At 65.4% G+C, this 15,988-nt stretch carries 16 protein-coding genes; 3 read left to right on the top strand and 13 right to left on the bottom strand.

Annotation, left to right across the window (positions count from 1 at the left end):
* The 6 genes from HUU95_RS01195 to HUU95_RS01220 form a co-directional block, all read right to left on the bottom strand.
* The coding region (locus tag HUU95_RS01195; protein ID WP_174278415.1) for an enoyl-CoA hydratase-related protein at window positions 1-203 on the bottom strand (203 nt) is incomplete at its 3' end.
* Window positions 204-231: 28 nt separating this feature from the next.
* A complete protein-coding gene (locus HUU95_RS01200) occupies window positions 232-1,014 on the bottom strand; it encodes an enoyl-CoA hydratase-related protein (RefSeq protein WP_174278416.1) in 783 nt (260 codons plus the stop codon).
* The gene (locus HUU95_RS01205) at window positions 1,011-2,285 is read right to left on the bottom strand and encodes an FAS1-like dehydratase domain-containing protein (protein ID WP_174278417.1); all 1,275 of its coding nucleotides are present in this window, start codon (window positions 2,283-2,285) and stop codon (window positions 1,011-1,013) included. Before HUU95_RS01205 ends, HUU95_RS01200 begins: the two co-directional genes overlap by 4 nt.
* Window positions 2,286-2,302: 17 nt before the next feature.
* Window positions 2,303-3,820, bottom strand: a complete 1,518-nt coding sequence (locus HUU95_RS01210; protein ID WP_174278418.1) for a class I adenylate-forming enzyme family protein — start codon at window positions 3,818-3,820, stop codon at window positions 2,303-2,305.
* A gap of 62 nt (window positions 3,821-3,882) precedes the next feature.
* Window positions 3,883-5,091 carry an acyl-CoA dehydrogenase family protein gene (locus tag HUU95_RS01215; protein WP_174278419.1) on the bottom strand — a complete coding sequence of 403 codons (1,209 nt, stop codon included), beginning with the start codon at window positions 5,089-5,091 and terminating at the stop codon, window positions 3,883-3,885.
* Window positions 5,091-6,359, bottom strand: a complete 1,269-nt coding sequence (locus HUU95_RS01220; RefSeq protein ID WP_368039787.1) for an acyl-CoA dehydrogenase family protein — start codon at window positions 6,357-6,359, stop codon at window positions 5,091-5,093. The genes HUU95_RS01215 and HUU95_RS01220 overlap by 1 nt, the downstream gene beginning before the upstream one ends.
* On the opposite strand from HUU95_RS01220, the gene HUU95_RS01225 reads away from it, so the two are divergent.
* Together HUU95_RS01225 and HUU95_RS01230 are read left to right on the top strand one after the other, a co-directional pair.
* Entirely contained in the window at window positions 6,333-7,469 is a 1,137-nt protein-coding gene (locus HUU95_RS01225) for a thiolase family protein (RefSeq protein WP_254602550.1), read from the top strand. The genes HUU95_RS01220 and HUU95_RS01225 overlap by 27 nt on opposite strands.
* Entirely contained in the window at window positions 7,469-8,893 is a 1,425-nt protein-coding gene (locus HUU95_RS01230; RefSeq protein ID WP_174278422.1) for an MFS transporter, read from the top strand. The genes HUU95_RS01225 and HUU95_RS01230 overlap by 1 nt, the downstream gene beginning before the upstream one ends.
* Before the next feature lie 2 nt (window positions 8,894-8,895).
* Here the strand turns inward: HUU95_RS01230 and HUU95_RS01235 are convergent, their stop codons facing one another.
* The 5 genes from HUU95_RS01235 to HUU95_RS01255 form a co-directional block, all read right to left on the bottom strand.
* Window positions 8,896-10,239 carry an amidohydrolase family protein gene (locus HUU95_RS01235; protein WP_174278423.1) on the bottom strand — a complete coding sequence of 448 codons (1,344 nt, stop codon included), beginning with the start codon at window positions 10,237-10,239 and terminating at the stop codon, window positions 8,896-8,898.
* A gap of 86 nt (window positions 10,240-10,325) precedes the next feature.
* A complete protein-coding gene (locus HUU95_RS01240) occupies window positions 10,326-11,108 on the bottom strand; it encodes an SDR family NAD(P)-dependent oxidoreductase (RefSeq protein ID WP_174278424.1) in 783 nt (260 codons plus the stop codon).
* Window positions 11,105-11,863, bottom strand: a complete 759-nt coding sequence (locus HUU95_RS01245; RefSeq protein WP_174278425.1) for an SDR family oxidoreductase — start codon at window positions 11,861-11,863, stop codon at window positions 11,105-11,107. The genes HUU95_RS01240 and HUU95_RS01245 overlap by 4 nt, the downstream gene beginning before the upstream one ends.
* A 35-nt stretch (window positions 11,864-11,898) precedes the next feature.
* Window positions 11,899-12,915 carry an NAD(P)H-dependent flavin oxidoreductase gene (locus tag HUU95_RS01250; RefSeq protein ID WP_174278426.1) on the bottom strand — a complete coding sequence of 339 codons (1,017 nt, stop codon included), beginning with the start codon at window positions 12,913-12,915 and terminating at the stop codon, window positions 11,899-11,901.
* A 69-nt stretch (window positions 12,916-12,984) separates the two neighbouring features.
* Window positions 12,985-13,770: an enoyl-CoA hydratase-related protein gene (locus HUU95_RS01255; protein WP_174278427.1), complete on the bottom strand. Its 786-nt coding sequence runs from the start codon at window positions 13,768-13,770 to the stop codon at window positions 12,985-12,987.
* Between the two features lie 51 nt (window positions 13,771-13,821).
* Here HUU95_RS01255 and HUU95_RS01260 point away from each other — a divergent pair, with 51 nt between their 5' ends.
* Window positions 13,822-14,628, top strand: a complete 807-nt coding sequence (locus tag HUU95_RS01260) for an enoyl-CoA hydratase/isomerase family protein (protein WP_254602551.1) — start codon at window positions 13,822-13,824, stop codon at window positions 14,626-14,628.
* A gap of 10 nt (window positions 14,629-14,638) precedes the next feature.
* On the opposite strand, the gene HUU95_RS01265 is transcribed toward HUU95_RS01260, so the two are convergent.
* A complete protein-coding gene (locus HUU95_RS01265) occupies window positions 14,639-15,046 on the bottom strand; it encodes a Zn-ribbon domain-containing OB-fold protein (protein WP_174278428.1) in 408 nt (135 codons plus the stop codon).
* Window positions 15,043-15,988 (bottom strand): acetyl-CoA C-acyltransferase (locus HUU95_RS01270; protein ID WP_174278429.1); only part of this gene is annotated, 946 nt, incomplete at its 5' end. The genes HUU95_RS01270 and HUU95_RS01265, both read right to left, overlap by 4 nt.

Genomic DNA, 15,988 nt, shown 5'->3' on the forward strand with positions numbered 1-15,988 from the left:
AGTTCGGCGATGTCGGCCCCGGCGAAGAAAGTCCGTCCGCCGCAGATCAGTACGATCGCTCTCACTGCGGGATCGGCATCGAGCGTGCGGAAGCCTTCATCGAGGCCCCGCCGAACCGCGATGCCTAGAGCATTGACCGGCGGATAATCGACAGTGAGGATGCCGATGCCGTCCTCGACGGCGACGGTTGCGACGCTAGTCACGGATCTTGCTCCTGTTGCAAAGAACGCGTTAACGTCCCTGGAAGTCGGGCTCGCGCTTCTGCCGGAACGCCGCGACGCCCTCCGCGAAGTCCTCGGTACGCCCTGACTGTTTCTGGAGAGTGCGCTCGCGGGCGAGTGCCTCGACGAACGGCTGATCGGTGCCAGCCCAGGCGGCGGCGCGAATGTGGCCGAGCGAACGTGGTCCGCGCGCTAGCTGGACGGCGAGCGCAAGCGCCACCGCGTCGACGTCGTCATCGGGAACGACGCGGTTGATCAGGCCCCAGTCGAGCGCGGTGGCGGCGCGCAGCCTCTCGCCGAGCAGCATCATTTCCATTGCCCGTACCCGGCCGATGGCGCGAGTCAGCAGATAGCTCGATCCGCCGTCTGGAGACAGCCCGACGTGACAGAATGCCTGGTAGAAATAGGCGCTCTCGCCCGCGACGATCAGGTCGGCCGCCAGCGCCAGCCCGCAGCCGACGCCGGCCGCGGCCCCGCGCACCGCGCTCAGCACCGGAATGGCGGATGCACGGAGATCGAGCAGCAGCGGATTGAACACCGCCTCCAGCCCCGAGCCCGCATCGCGCTCCGGATCATCCATCGAGAAGCTGCCGCCCGACAGGTTCGCGCCCGAACAGAAGGCTCGGCCGTGACTGCCGATCAGCAACGCTCGTGCCTCGCCTTGGGCACGGGCGACGGCCTCGCGCAATTCCTCGCCCATGGCGTCCGACATGGCGTTGAGCGTTGCCGGATCGTTCAGTCGAGCGATCGCGACGCCATTTTCCAGCGTATAGTCGACCAGCCCGTCGTTCATTTTCCGCGACCGAGCTCCCAATGGCGCGCCATCATCGCTACGGCTCGCGCCGCGACTTCCGGCGGTACTGCTGGATATAGCGCCGGCCGGCCGGCGGACGGCAGCGCGATCGTTGCGGTCGCCTTCACCGTTTCCTCGTCACGCTGGTTGGTGAAGCGCACGGCGACGTCGACCAACAATTGGCCGCTTTCCTCGCGCTTGTTCGTCACCTCGCCAGTGATGGTTTGCACGTCGCCCATATAGTTGAACTTGCGGATCTCATCATGAACGTGGAGCACGACACCGTCGTCGCCGGCCCAGTCGGTCAGGTAATGATAAAGATAGTTCTCGCGCATTACGCCGTAATCATAGGCCATCGGATTACCGATCGCCTGCGCCCAGACCGGATCCCAGTGGAGCCGCTGCGCGACGTCCGGCACGCCGTATTCGTTTTTGATGTAAAATGGCGCGATGCGTTTGCGGTTCTGGTAGGCGAGCCGCCCCACCGATGGCGCATAGGGCGTAAAACCATAGCCGGCGGCGTGGAAGCATATCACATCCGTGACGGTCAGCGGCCCCTTCGCCATTGTTCCCAGGCTGTCTCCAACCGCAACGTCCGCGTAATCGCGCGGTGTCGCACCGCGGACCTGCTCCGCCTCGTAGATCGCGTCGACCTTGGCGATGTCGTCGTCGGTATACGTCGCCGGCTCGATCGCGGCGTATTTACCCTTCTTCTTGGCCGTGCCTCGCTCGGTAAGCACGGTCAGCACGCGATATATAGCGACAACCTCCGATCGCTGGTTGACCTTGACGTGACGCAGCACATTGATGACCGATCGGCCGGCGAACTCGGACTGCTTGACATCGCACGACTCCCATCCCTCGAAGCTGTAAAGGGTGTCGCCGGGGCGGACCGGGCCATACCAATCCCACTTGGACCCTGAGACGAAGACGTGGATGCCCCGGAACAGCGATTTCTTAAGCGCGCGGAGGTGGTCGGGAGTCGGGTCGCCACGCATCGGCGCATTGATGATCCCCGCCATCATGCCCGGCGCGACGATCCCGCCCCAGCGGGTGCCGCGCGCATAATTCGGATCGCAGTGCAGCAGGTTGTCGTTGCCAACGCCGTGCGCGAAGTTGCGGATCGTGTCCTCGGTCGCGGTCTGCACGTATTCGCGGGTCCGCGACGCTTGATCATGGCCGATCAACCGCTTCTGGCGGTCGATGTCCTCATCGGTGATGCGGTAATCGATGGCCTTCTGCCACTCGTCGCTTTCGAGGATGCTAGCCATCGTCAGGTCTCCACTCATCAGGCTGCGTCGAGCCCGGCGACAAACAATTTACGAACCTCGGTCAGGGCGGGCTTCATCGATTCGGTCCGCGGCACTTCGTCGACGACCAGGATCTTCGAAGGAACTTGGTAGGGCAGCAGGTGTGCACGTGCGAAGTCCGCGAAGTCCTCCTCGGACGGAGACGCTACTCCTGCCTTCAGCATGACCGCCGTGACCGGAACTGCGCCAAGCCGGCGGTCCGCGATTCCTACTGTCACGGCCTCACGAACGGCGGGATGGCTTTCCAGCGCCTTGTTGACATCGTCGGGGTGCACCTTGAAGCCGCCTCGATTGATCGCGAGGTCGGCGCGGCCGCGGATGAACAGAAAGCCGTCGGCATCGATCACGGCGCGGTCCGTGGTGCGTAGCCATGCTCCACCATTGCCGAACTGTTCCGAGCGCATCTCGAGCACGCCTTCGATACCGGCTGACACTTCTTCGCCATTCCCAGGGTCGATGACGCGGCCGATCACACCGGGCTGGAAGCGCCCGACGCTTTCGGTCTTTGATGCATGGAAGGCAGCGAAGTCCTTCATCGTCCAGCCTGCCACCGCGCCAGAGAACTCGGTCGCACCATAGTTGGATAGGACCGGGATCCTGTAGCGGGTCCAGAACTCGGCGACGATCGCAGGATCGAGGGGCGCCGCACCGGTCCGAATCGCGCTAAGGCTAGCCAGATCTTCGCGCGGGATATCCGCGTCTAGGATCATGCGCAGCCCCGCCGGGACCGTGCCCGCCACCTTGGGCCGATGGCGGACTACCGCGTCGCGCCAGCCGGCGACGGTGAACCTCTCCAACAGGCACGCCTTGCGGCCGCCGGCGATGCAGGTCAGCGCACCCCACAGGCCACCGATATGCGACATCGGTCCGCTGAGAATCGTAGTGCCGGGCCGCAGGCGAGCGGTATCGCTCGCCCGTCGACCCTTTTCGTATGACAACGCCGCTGCAAAGCTCCGTTCAAATGCATCGCGCTTTAGAGATACGCGCTTCGGGGCGCCGGTGGTGCCGCTCGTCAGCATCTCGACGATCACGCCGGGTTCGGTCAGTCGCATGCCCGCCGGGGGCGAAGCGGAGGGGGCCAGGAGAGCGGCTCCATCCAGAATACCAGGCAGCTCGATTAATGCCGATCCAGAAGCGCGGATCGCGTCCCGCACAGAGGGACGCGCAAGGTCGGCGCTTTCACCGATCACAACCGGGAGCGCCAAGGCTAACAGGTCGGTCGCGAGCCGCTCGTCAGGAAGGAGCGGGTTGATCGACACCATGCAGGCGTCGCCAGCCACGACCGCGAGGACGGCCGCGAATGCCGAAGGTCTGCTCCGCATCAGTATGCCGACTCGCGCGTCGCGTCCCAGCTTCATTTCAGCCAGCGCCGCGCGGACTTCGCCAATCGTGCCGGCAAGACGCGCCCAGCTATACCATTTCCCATCGAACTCGATGGCGTCGGCCGCGGGATCAATCGTCGGGACATCGTGTAGCAGGACGGACAGTTCCGACATGCAGGCTCCAGACTTGTATAACTAGGTTCTCTATATGAATTAGCGATCCGTGCAAGCCGATCTTACAGCTGATCGAACGGCACATCGCGATCGGCCCTGATGTCTCCCGGCATGCCGAGCATCCGCTCGGCAAGCTGATTGCGCAGAACCTCGTCCGCTCCCCCGGCGATACGCAACGCGGCCGACCAGATATAATCGTCCTGGAGCTTCCGTGTCGCGAGGTCGCTTGGTTCGGCGGCTAGGCCGGCGGGGCCCCGCAGCTCCAGCGAGAGGCCTGCGGTGATCTGGAGCCGCCGCGTGTAAGCGAGCTTCACGATCGCACCCGCCGCACCTGGGTTCTCACCAAGCGAGACCATCGCGCGCAGACGGCTCTGATAATGCTTCTCGGCTTGCTCCTCGGCATAAGCGGAGGCCAACGCGAGGCGGACGGCGGCGCTGTCGAGTGCGCTTCCCGCGCCGCGCGGCGTCGCGGCGGCATAGCGGATCAGGCCCTCAATGCCCTCGTCACCGCTCTCGCCGCTCTGGTTGATCCGCTCGCCAGTCAGCGTGGTCATCGCACACGCCCAACCCTCGCCGACCGCGCCGACCCGATCGCGATCCGGAATGCGCACGTCGGTCAGAAACGTCTCGTTGAAATCGGACAGACCTGACATCTGACGGATCGGACGGATGTCGATGCCAGGCGTCTTCATGTCGACGACGAAGAAGGTCAGCCCCTTGTGCTTGGGCAGCGCCGGATCGGTGCGGGCCACGAGAATGCCCCAGTCCGCATGATGCGCCCAGCTCGACCACACTTTCTGCCCGTTGACGATCCACGCGTCGCCGTCGCGCACCGCACGGGTGCGGAGCGCCGCGAGGTCCGATCCGGCCGCCGGTTCCGAGAAGAGCTGGCACCAGGTGAGTTCTCCGCAGAGCGTCGGCCCAACGAACCGCTCGATCTGTTCCGGACTGCCATGTTTTTCGATAACGGGCAGCGCCATCGCCAGGCCGATGCCGACGTAGGGGCCTTTTGGCAGGCGGTAACGCGCCTCCTCCTCCCCGAACACTATCGCTTCCAGCATCGTGCCACCGCGACCGCCGATCGCGGCCGGGCTCGCAATGCCGGCATAGCCACTGCGTGCGAGTTCGGCCTGCCACGCCCTGCCGCGCACGACCACTTCAGCATCGTCAAGGCGGTCGGCGGCGGGAAGTTCATGGAGCGGCGCATGCTCGGCGAGCCACTGGCGCGCCTTTGTACGGAAGTCGGCGTCGGCCGATCGCTCTTCTTCCATTACGCGGTCTCCCGCCGTGGAACGGGTTGCGCGCCATTCGAAGCGAGATGGGCTATCAGGCGGTCGGCCCAATGTTCCCGCCCAGCCAAGCCAAGCGCGAGCGTTCGTTCGCGCCGATAGTAGAAGTGGCAGTTCGCCTCCCACGTGTATCCGATGCCACCATGGACCTGGAGATTCTCGCGCGCGGCACGTTCGAAGGCGTCGGCCGCGGTCAGCCGCGCACCGGCCGCAGCGACCGGCAGCGCGCCCGGATCATGCGACGCGGTCCATGCGGCGAAATGCGCGCTCGATCGTGCCAGCTCGACCGCCACCAGAATGTCTGCCAGCTTGTGCTTGATCGCCTGATACCCAGCGAGAGGGCGGCCGAAGATGCGTCGCTCAAGCGCGTAATCGCGCGCCATATAGAGGCATGCCTCCGCGCCGCCGACCGCCTCGAACGCGGCCTGCACAGCGGCCCCGTCGAAAAGCTGGTCGATTATGTCGCCACCAGCCTCGAGCGGTTCCGCCGCCGCGCCGTCAAACGACAATGTGTAATGCGCCCGGAGCTGGTCGAAGCTTTCCAGTCTCGTCCTGCTGACGCCTGGCCGGTCCAGTTCCACCAGCGCGAGCGTAGGCGTGCTTGCGGTTCGCGCCAGGACGACTGCGAGTTGCGCTATACCGCCGTCCGCGACTGGCGTCTTTGTCCCGGACAGGGCTCCTCCGGCGAGCGTGCTGCGGATCGCCTCCGCTGAAAAGCCGGCAGGTCCTTCGGCATAGGCGAAGGTGGCGATCACGTCGCCCGAGGCAAGCCTGGGGAGCCAGCGCGCGTGCTGCTCCTCGCTTCCACCGAGGCGGATCGCTTCAGCGGCGAGCACGATCGACGAGAAGAATGGCAGCGCGGCATTGGCGCTGCCGAGCGCCTCGCTGATGACGCCGAGATCAAGCGCGGCGAGACCGAGGCCGCCATGCGCCTCGGGAATGGCCGCACCCAGAAAACCCAAGTTCCCGAATTCTCGCCACAACGGCTCATCCCACTCGGCACCTTGCTCGATCAATCGTCGCAGGCGATTGGGCGCGGAGCATTCGGCCAGCAAGGCGCGCGCCTGTTCGCGCAGCATGACCTGCTCCTCCGATATGTAGAAATTCATGCTAGCCTCGCAGACGGGATATGTGACATCGGTAACTAGGATATACATCTTCGCGAGGCAATCCGCTTCAGAGGGAACAACATGGCATTGGGCGCTGCTGTGACCGGTATCGGCATGTCGAAGGTGGGACGCAATCTTCATCGCGCCGCGATGGATCACCTGCTCGATGCCGCGATCGAGGCGATCGCGGACGCTGGGCTCACGCGCGACGACATCGACGGCATCTCGACCTATCCCGGGCGGTCCAGCGTGGCACCAGGCATGTCGCCGCTCGGGACGGGCGAGGTACGCAACGCGCTGGGTCTCAATACCCGATGGCATTCGGCGACGCCCGAAGGCCCGGCGCAGATGTCGGCGATCATGGTGGCCGCGATGGCGGTGGCGACCGGCCAGGCGCGCCATGTGCTGTGCTTTCGCGCACTCACCGAATCCTCGTCGCAGACCGCCGCGCAGCGTGCCAGCGTGCCGACCGGTGGCGGCGGACGGATCGGCGGATGGCTGGGGTATCTGCTGCCGATGGGCGCGATCTCCGCGACCAATTGGATGGCGTGGGTGGCGACGCGCTATATGCACGAATACGGCCTCACGCGTGGACAGCTCGGCGCGCTCGCCGTCGGCCAGCGCACCTTTGCGCAGGCCAACCCGCGCGCCTTGTTCCACGGCAAGCCGCTCACGCTCGAGGAATATATGGCCGCGCGGATGATCTCGACGCCGCTCGGCCTGTTCGATTGCGACATCCCGATCGATGGCGCCTGCGTCATCATCGTGTCGGCCTCCGATGCCGCGCGCCATTGCGCCAAGCCGCCGCTCCGGATCGAGGCGATGGGTGCGGCGATGCGCGGCAAGGAGAGCTGGGATCAGCAGCCCGACCTGACACGGATGGCGGCGCATGACGCTGGTGCCGACCTGTGGTCGCGCACCGCGCTGACACCGGATGATGTCGACGTACTGGCGCTGTACGACGGCTTCAGCATCCAGATTCCGTTGTGGATCGAGGCGCTCGGGTTCTGCAAGCGGGGAGAGGCTCCCGGCTTCATCGCGGATGGCCACCCGCTGCCCGGCGGTCGCTTCCCGGTCAACACCGGCGGCGGTCAGTTGTCTGCCGGACGACTGCACGGGTTCGGGCTGCTGCACGAGGCGTGCATGCAATTGTGGGGTGAAGGCGGCGAGCGTCAGGTGCCGGACGCAAGGGTCGCCGCCTGCGGCATGGGCGGCGGGCCGCTTGCCGGCGCGATGCTGTTGGTGCGATAATGACTGCCGAGCGCTCGCCGGCGGCGTCGATCCTGTTCGCGTTGTGGCTGGCGGAAGCAACTGGCGCGTTCGAGACCGCGATGATCTATGCCGCGTACAAGGCGTTGATCGTCACGTTCCACGACCCAGTCAAGGTTGGCTGGCTCGTCACCGCCTTCCTGCTGGTCAGTGCCGGCGGCGCGGCGGTGGTCGGGCGATCAGGCGACCTGTACGGGCGACGGCGGGTCCTGCTGTGGCTGCTTGGGGCGGGTGCCTTTGGCGCGGCGGTCAGTGCCTCGGCGACGAGCTTTGCTGCGCTCCTTGTCGGGCGCTCGATTGAGGGGTTGAGCGCGGCGATCCTGCCGCTGGTGATCGGTCTCGTGCGTGAGAATCTACCGCGCGAGCGTGTCGCGCTGGGCATCGGCCTAATGATCTCCGGCGCATCGGCCGGCACTGCGGCTGGGCTGGTGATCGGCGGCCTCCTCGTCGATCATTTCTCGTGGCATGCTGTGTTCCTCGCAAGCACGTCGTTTGCGCTACTGTCCTTCGGGCTGGTGCTGGCATGGGTTCCCCGGTCGCACGTCGCTACCGGGCACGCGCGGCTCGACTGGGTCGGCGGCGTGCTGTTCGTGCCGGCGATCGCGGGCTTGCTGCTCTATATCAGCGACGGCCGCGTCTGGGGCTGGGGTGGCCCGTGGATGACCGTCTTGCTGATCGCTTCCGCGGCGCTGTTTGCGCTGTGGATCGCGCGAAGTCTGCGGACGCCAGATCCGTTGATCGACATTCGGCTCTTCGCCGACCGACGGGTGCTGCTCGCGAATGCAATCGGCGCGCTGGTTGCCACGGGCGCGTTGCAGATCACGCTCGTCTTTTCGGTGTTGCTTCAGGCGCCGCGCTGGACTGGCATAGGTCTGGGGACGAGCGCGACCCTGGCGGGGCTGGCCAAGCTGCCGTCGAACCTCGGCTCGCTGTTCGCCGGGCCGCTCGGCGGATATTTGACCGAGCGCCGGGGCGCACGGCTGACGATGACTGGCGGCGGCCTTCTCGCGACGTCCGGGTGGCTGCTCGCGATGTGGCAGCATGGCTCGGTCGCGATGCTCGTCGCGGTGCTGTGCGTCATCTCGTTCGGTACCACGATCCTGTTCGCGGTCGGTCCGACGCTGCTGGTCGCGGCGGTGCCGTCGGCACGGACCAGCGAGGCGGCGGCGATGATGGGGGTGGTCCGCCAGCTGTTCATCGCGGTCGGCGCGCAACTCGTCGCCGTGCTGCTCGCAACAGACACGGTCATCGGGCCGGACGGCGCGCGCTATCCGACCAGTGATGCCTTCATGCTGACGATGGGGGTGGTTCCCGGGCTATGCGGGCTGGCGACGCTCGTCGCGCTGGCGCTACCCGAGGCGCTTCAGGTCGGACCGGCGCCGGCGGTTTCTCCCGCCGGCGCCTGAAGTCACTCAGCGGCCTCCAGCGCATCCGCGCTCAACTGCCCGTCGGCATCGGTCACTTCGGAGAACATCTTGAGGATGTCGCCCGATGTCACCGGCCGGCGCTCCTCGCCAGGCGCAAGCGGGGCTGGGCCGCCGAACGATACCGGTGCGGTATCGATGTGCATCGCCAAGTTGCGCAGCGCACCTGCCGTGCAGTTCTCGCGGCCACCCATCATCCCGAATGCATCGAACTGGTAAAGGCCAAGCGCGTTCAGATGTGTCACCTTGTCGATTACCGGATCGCTCAGCACGGATACCGATTTAAGAAGCAGATCTGCCGAATCGGGCCAGACGCTGTCAGAATGTGGATAGTCGCACTCATAGGACACGTTGTCCTCACCGATCGCATCGATGTTCTTGAGACCGAAAACATCGTCGATAAAGCACGTCATGAAATGCTCGCGGAACACTTCGCTAGGCCGCTTTTTACCGAAGTCCGAGTAGGTCCACGCGCGGTGATGTTCATAGGTGAAGTCCGCGCGCTCCAGAAAATACGGAATCCAGCCAATACCGCCCTCCGACAGCGCGATCTTCAGCGGATAGCGCTGAATCGCCTTCAGCCACAGCCAGTCGGCCGCTGAATTTACGATCGAGATCGGCATGGTGACGATCCAGGCGTCGATCGGCGAGTCCATGGACGCATGCGGGGCGGCCGCGCCCGAGCCGATATGGATGTTGATGACGACGTCGTTATCGGCGCACGCCTTCCACAGCGGCTCCCAATGATCGCTATGGATGCTCGGCTGGCCGCGCAGCGACGGATTGTCACTGAACGATATGGCGTGGCAGCCCTTTGCGGCAACGCGCTCGATCTCCGCGACAGTCGCAGCGACGTCCCAATAGGGAACGATCGCATTGGGAATATTGCGGCCAGGGTAGGAGCCGCACCACTCGTCGATATGCCAATCATTATAAGCGCGCAGAAGTGTCAGCGCGTTGTTCTTATCCTCGAACTTGTGAAATAAGGACCCGTCGAAGGTGACGACGCTCGGGAAGTTGAGCGAGGCCAGGATGCCGTTGGCGTTCATGTCCTCGATGCGCGCATGAATGTCCCAGGCGCCTTTGCGCATCTGATCGAACGAGATCGGCTCGCAGCCATATTCCTCGCGCATGCGGCCCACTACCGCGTTTAGCCCGATGGTGCCGGCGCGACGCCCTTCGAACAGCCAGAAATCGGCGCCCTTTTCGTCCTTGCGAATCTCGGGCTTGATCGCCTTGTGCTGCACGGACAGATGCTGGTCGAACATAGTCGGCGGTTCGCAGATATGATCGTCCACACTGGCGATGATGAGATCTTCAGCCTTCATCGTGCATCTCCTCTTGGCGCGTACCTACACCCTATCTCCACGTTCCAACAAGACCAATCGTAATACCAGTAGGACTGATCGATCGATCAGCGCGGTGCCATGCGGATTGCTCCGTCGAGGCGGATGGCTTGGCCGTTGAAGTAGCCGTTGCGCACGGTTTCGAGCACGAGGCTGGCGAATTCCTCCGGATGTCCCAGCCGTTTAGGAAAGGGCACCGAAGCGGCCAGTCCTTCGAGAACCTTCTCCGGGACGCCCAGCATCGGCGGGGTCGCCATGATGCCGGGCAGGATGGTGTTGATGCGGATCCCCTCGCTAGACAGGTCGCGTGCGATGGTCAGCGTCATGCCGACGATCCCGGCCTTCGATGCGGAATAGGCGACCTGGCCGATCTGCCCGTCTTGCGCGGCGACCGAGGCGGTGTTGGCGATGACGCCGCGCTCGCCGCCCTCGAGCGGATCGAGCGTCATCATCCCCGCCGCTGCAATGGTGATGCAGCGGAAGGTGCCAATTAGGTTGAGACCGACGGTGAAAGCGAAATCGTCCATGCTGTGGCGCTGAATGTCGCCGCTGTCCCGCTTGCGTCCAACGGTCTTGCCGCCACGCGCCCCACCGGCGCAATTGACCAAGATGCGTTCCTGGCCATGTTTGGCACGGGCATGCTCGAAGCCGGCAAGCGTCGCTGCCTCATCGGTGACATCGACGCGCGCAAACGCGCCGCCGAGTTCGGCGGCGACGGCCTCACCCTTAGCGCTGTCGAGATCGAAGATCGTCACCCGCGCGCCCGCCGCCGCCAGCGCCCCGGCCGTGGCATGGCCCAGCCCGGAAGCACCTCCGGTGACGATCGCGGCGGTCTTCGAGTCAATCTTCATGCTGCTTCCTCGATGACCGTGCGCGAAACGGCCGCGGGCATGGGCAGCGCGCCGCGTGCCTCGATCAGGTCGATGTTTACGTCCGGTGGCAGCGCGAGCACCGCCAGTAATGTGTTGGCCATCGATCGCGGGTCAGCCGCCGTGCCGCTGAAGGCGGCGTGACCCGATCGCTGAATCGCCGCGAGGAAGCGCTCGGCCCGCTCGGAGGTCCAGCCGAGATGGCCGCTAGTGCCGGCCACCGCCCCGGATCGCAAGATGGTTACGCGGATCCGATCATCGCGCAAACCCGCCGCCAGCGTCTCGGCGCCCGCCTTGGATGCCGCGTACACTGTCAGAAAAGGGAAGGGCATCCGCACCGACTCGCTCGAGACGATGACGATCTGTCCCTCGCAGCGCCGGAAATGCGGGATGGAGGCACGTATGCAGCGCATCGGGCCGAGCAAGTTGACCGCAACATGCGCCTCGATCTCTTCGTCCCTCGCTTCCTCAAGGGTAAACGGCTGGAAGATGGCGGCGTTGTCGACGAGGATATCGAGTCGCCCAAAACGCTCGACTACCTCGGCGATCGCGGCCTCGACCGAGCCGGACGAGCCAACATCGCACGGCACGACGAGTACGCGGTCGCCATGCTCGCCGGCGACTTCGTCGAGATCGCGCGACGCCCGTGCCAAGCACCCAACCTGGGCGCCGGCCAGGATCGGCGCGGCGACGATATGACGGCCGAGCCCACGCGAACCGCCGGTGACGATCGCCACCTTGCCATCGAGGATGCCCTTCGTCCGCACCACAATCAGGCGGTCGCCGTCAGCCGGTGCGGAGGCGTTGACGCCACCAGCAGGCTGGCGAGACGTTCGCGCACAAGCACCTCGGCATCCGCAATGATCCGGTCGATAAGCTCGGCGACAGACGGTATATCGTGGATAAGGCCCTGGATCTGCCCCGCCCAGAACACGCCGGCTTCCATATCGCCTTGCTCGAGCACCCGGCGTCCTTGGACGCCGGCGACGAGATGCGCGACGTCCTTGAAGGTCGCTTCGGGCTGCGCGAGCAGGCGGACGACCTCGTCGGACACCGTGCTCCGGCCGACGCGCGCCGTATTGTGGAGCTTGCGGAAGATCAGGTTGGTGCCTCGCTCGTCGTTGTCGAGATACGCCTGCTTGACGTTGGCGTGGATCGGCGCCTCCTGCGTGGCGCAGAAGCGCGTGCCCATGTTGATCCCATCCGCTCCAAGCGCGAGCGCCGCGACGAGCCCACGCCCATCGCCAAAGCCGCCGCTGGCCAGCATCGGGATCCTCACCTTGTCAGCGGCGGCCGGAATCAGGATCAGGCCAGGAATATCGTCCTCGCCCGGGTGCCCAGCGCATTCGAAGCCGTCGATCGAGATCGCGTCGACCCCCTTGCGCTCCGCCGACAGCGCATGGCGAACCGCCGTGCATTTGTGCACGACGCGGATGCTCGCCGCCTTGAACATCGCCCACAGCTCAGCGACCGCCGCGGTGCCGGCGGTTTCTACCACCGGCACCTTCGCGTCGATGATCGCCTGCGCATAGGCCTTGTAGTCGGGGGAGTTCATCGTCGGAAAGACGGTCATGTTCACACCGAACGGTTTGCCGGTCATGCTCCGGCAGCGCTCGATCTCTTCCGACAGCGCTCGCGGGCTAGGCTGCGTGAGCGCGGTCAGGATGCCCAGCGCGCCGGCGTTGGAGACCGCGCCGGCCAGCTCGGCGCGGCCGACGCCCTGCATTCCGCCCTGGACGATTGGATGCTCGATTTCCAGCAGCTCGGTGATGCGCGTGCTGAATGCCATGAAAGTCCCTCTGCCAAGCCCGAAAAAGAGATAATACACCTAGTAAGCTATGTGGTCTAGAGGATAAGGTCAGTTGCCTTGGGCATCACGAGCAGCGCGACGGATCGCCGCCGCTGCCGCGGTCGATAGGCCCATGTTGAGGCATTCCTGATCGAGGGCGTTCGCGAAGCTTCCATCCTCGGCCATATTGAAGTTCGCCTTCATGTAGCGCCAGGCCATGCGCGGACCGTCGGCGAGCCTGTGCGCGGCGGCCAAGGTCGCCTCCCGCAGGTCGGCGTCAGCAAACAGCTTCGTGTAGAGGCCGCGTGCATGCGCGTCGGCAGCCGACAGCTTCTCTCCCAGGAAAAACAGTTCACGGGCGGTCGCGCTGCCTAAGATCCGCGTCCAGAACCACGTGGATCCGAAATCCCCGGAGGCGCCGATGCGATCGAACGCGGTGACGAAGGTCGCCATCTCGCCAGCGAAGCGCAGATCGCAGGCGCCGGCGATGCCAATCCCGGCGCCTGCCACCGGCCCGTTGACCATCGCGATGGTCGGCTTGGGCATATCGTGCAACAGCCGCGACGCCTCGACGAAGCCGCGCAGTTCGTCAAAGCCTTGTTCAGTACGGCTGCCGCGTTCCGCGTCGACAACCATCGGCGCGAGCTCGCCTTTGAGGTCGCCGCCCGAGCAGAAGCCGCGCCCGGCGCCGGTCACTACGACGCATCCGGCCGCCGGATCACGCGCAGCGTCGGCCACCGCATCAACCAGCGCCGCCATCATCGAAGGCACCAGCGCGTTCAGCCGGTCTGGACGGTTCAGCGTGATGATCCGCACACCGCCTTCCTGCTCGACCAAGATCTCCGTCTCGCTCATCCCCATCCTCCTTGCCACTCCGGCGCACATCGCTAACTACGTGGCTTTCGATTGGGAGAGCAAGGCGTGCAGTGGCAAACAGTTGTCGTCGAGCAAACCGACCATGTGGCGACCGTCACGATCAACCGGCCCAGCGCGATGAACAGCTTCGACAAGACGATGATCGCGGAGTTCGCGACGCTCTGGCGCGGCTTCGCGGAGGACGACACCGTGCATGCGATAGTCCTTCGCGCCGCCCCTGGTCGTGCTTTCTCAACAGGAGTGGACGTCAAGGCCCTGGCGGAGCCGGACGGCGCCATCCTGCACGACAATGTATGGACTGCCGAGGACCCGGGTGAGGCCCTCGGACCGAAGGCCAACCGCTGCTGGAAACCCGTGGTCTGCGCAGTGCATGGCATGGCAGCGGGTGGCGCGTTCTACTGGCTGAACGAGGCTGATATCCTGATCTGCTCAGAGGAGGCGAGCTTCTTCGACCCGCATGTGACCTATGGCATGACGGCGGCGCTCGAGCCTATCGGCGCGACATATCGAATGCCGCTGGGCGACGTGCTGCGGATGGCGCTGCTTGGGAATGACGAGCGCATCGCGGCGGCGACCGCGTTGCGCATCGGTCTCGTATCGGAGGTGTTGCCGCTCGACGCATTGTGGAACCGTGCGGACGAACTCGCACGGCTGATCGCGGCCAAGCCGCCCGCCGCGATCCAGGGGACGGTGCGCGCGATCTGGGAGTCGCTCGACCTGACACGCTCGACGGCGCTCAAACAGGGATTTCGTTACTGCCAGGTCGGTAACCCGGTCGGCGAGGCGCAGCTCAATCCTGCGACGCTCAGTGGCGGCCGGCGCTACACGACGCGCTGAGCGGCCCCTTCTAGGCGCCCGAGCGACGAAAATAGGGGATCCAGACGTCTTCCGCTTGGACAAACCCGATTTCTACGCGCTGCCCGATCGTGACGGCGGTGGGATCGGTGTCGTCCAGCCGTGCGGTGAGCCGGACGCCGGGTTCTCCGTCCAGATCCACGACGACCAGGGTATAAGGGACGTTCAGGTCGGGCAGCCAGCGCTGATGGTTGACCGTGAAGCTGTGGATCGTCCCCGATCCCCGCGCCGCCCGCGGCGAGACCTTGCGCGACAGGCATTTCGGGCAGATCAACTCGGGTGGGTGAATGGCATAATCGCACGCGTCGCAATGCACTATCATCAGCGCACCGTGCGCCCCACCGGTCCAGAAGGCGGTGTTCTCCGGCGTCAGTTCCGGCAATAACACGGCGCCGCTCATAGCGCCTCGATGATCGTCACGTTGGCCAGGCCGCCCCCCTCGCACATAGTCTGCAATCCATAGCGCCGTCCCCGCGCGCGCAGCGCATGAACCAGCGTCGCCATCAGCTTGGTGCCGCTCGCGCCGAGCGGATGGCCGAGCGCGATCGCGCCACCGTTCACGTTGAGCCGCGCATGGTCGGCGCCGACATGCCGCAACCAGGCGAGCGGGATCGACGCGAACGCCTCGTTGACCTCGTACAGGTCGATCTCGCCGATCGACAGCCCGGCCTTCTTCAGCGCCTTCTCGGTCGCGAATAGCGGCTCCTCCAGCATCACCACCGGATCGCCGCCGGTGACGGTCAGGTCAACGATGCGGGCGAGCGGGGACAATCCATGCGTCTTGAGCGCGCGCTCGGAAACGACCAGCACGGCCGAGGCACCATCGCAGATTTGACTGGCGTTGCCGGCGGTGATCACGCCGCCGTCCACCAGCGTTCGCAACGAGCCGATCGACTCAGCGGTCGCATCGAACCTTATGCCCTCGTCGCGCTCGTGCACCGCCGGCGTGCCATCGGGCAGCGTCACCGCGACCGGCGCGAGTTCCCCGGCGAATGCGCCGCGCGTCGTCGCTTCGGCCGCGCGACGATGGCTTTCGAGCGCATAGGCATCGAGGTCGTCGCGCGTGAAACCATATTTCTTCGCGATCATCTCCGCGCCTGCAAACTGGCTGAATCCATCTACGCCGAAGCGCTTGAATACCGTGTCGCTGTGCGATCGGGCACCCTGCTCGGCAAGTGCCGGCGATCCCATCGGTACGCGGCTCATGCTTTCCACCCCAGCCGCAACCACCACATCCTGGGTGCCCGACATCACGGCTTGCGCGGCGAACTGCACGGCCTGTTGCGAGGAACCGCACTGGCGGTCGATCGTGACGGCTGGCACACTCTGCGGCAGGCGCGAG

The organism is Sphingomonas bacterium (assembly GCF_903643065.1).
Classification (GTDB): domain Bacteria; phylum Pseudomonadota; class Alphaproteobacteria; order Sphingomonadales; family Sphingomonadaceae; genus Sphingomonas.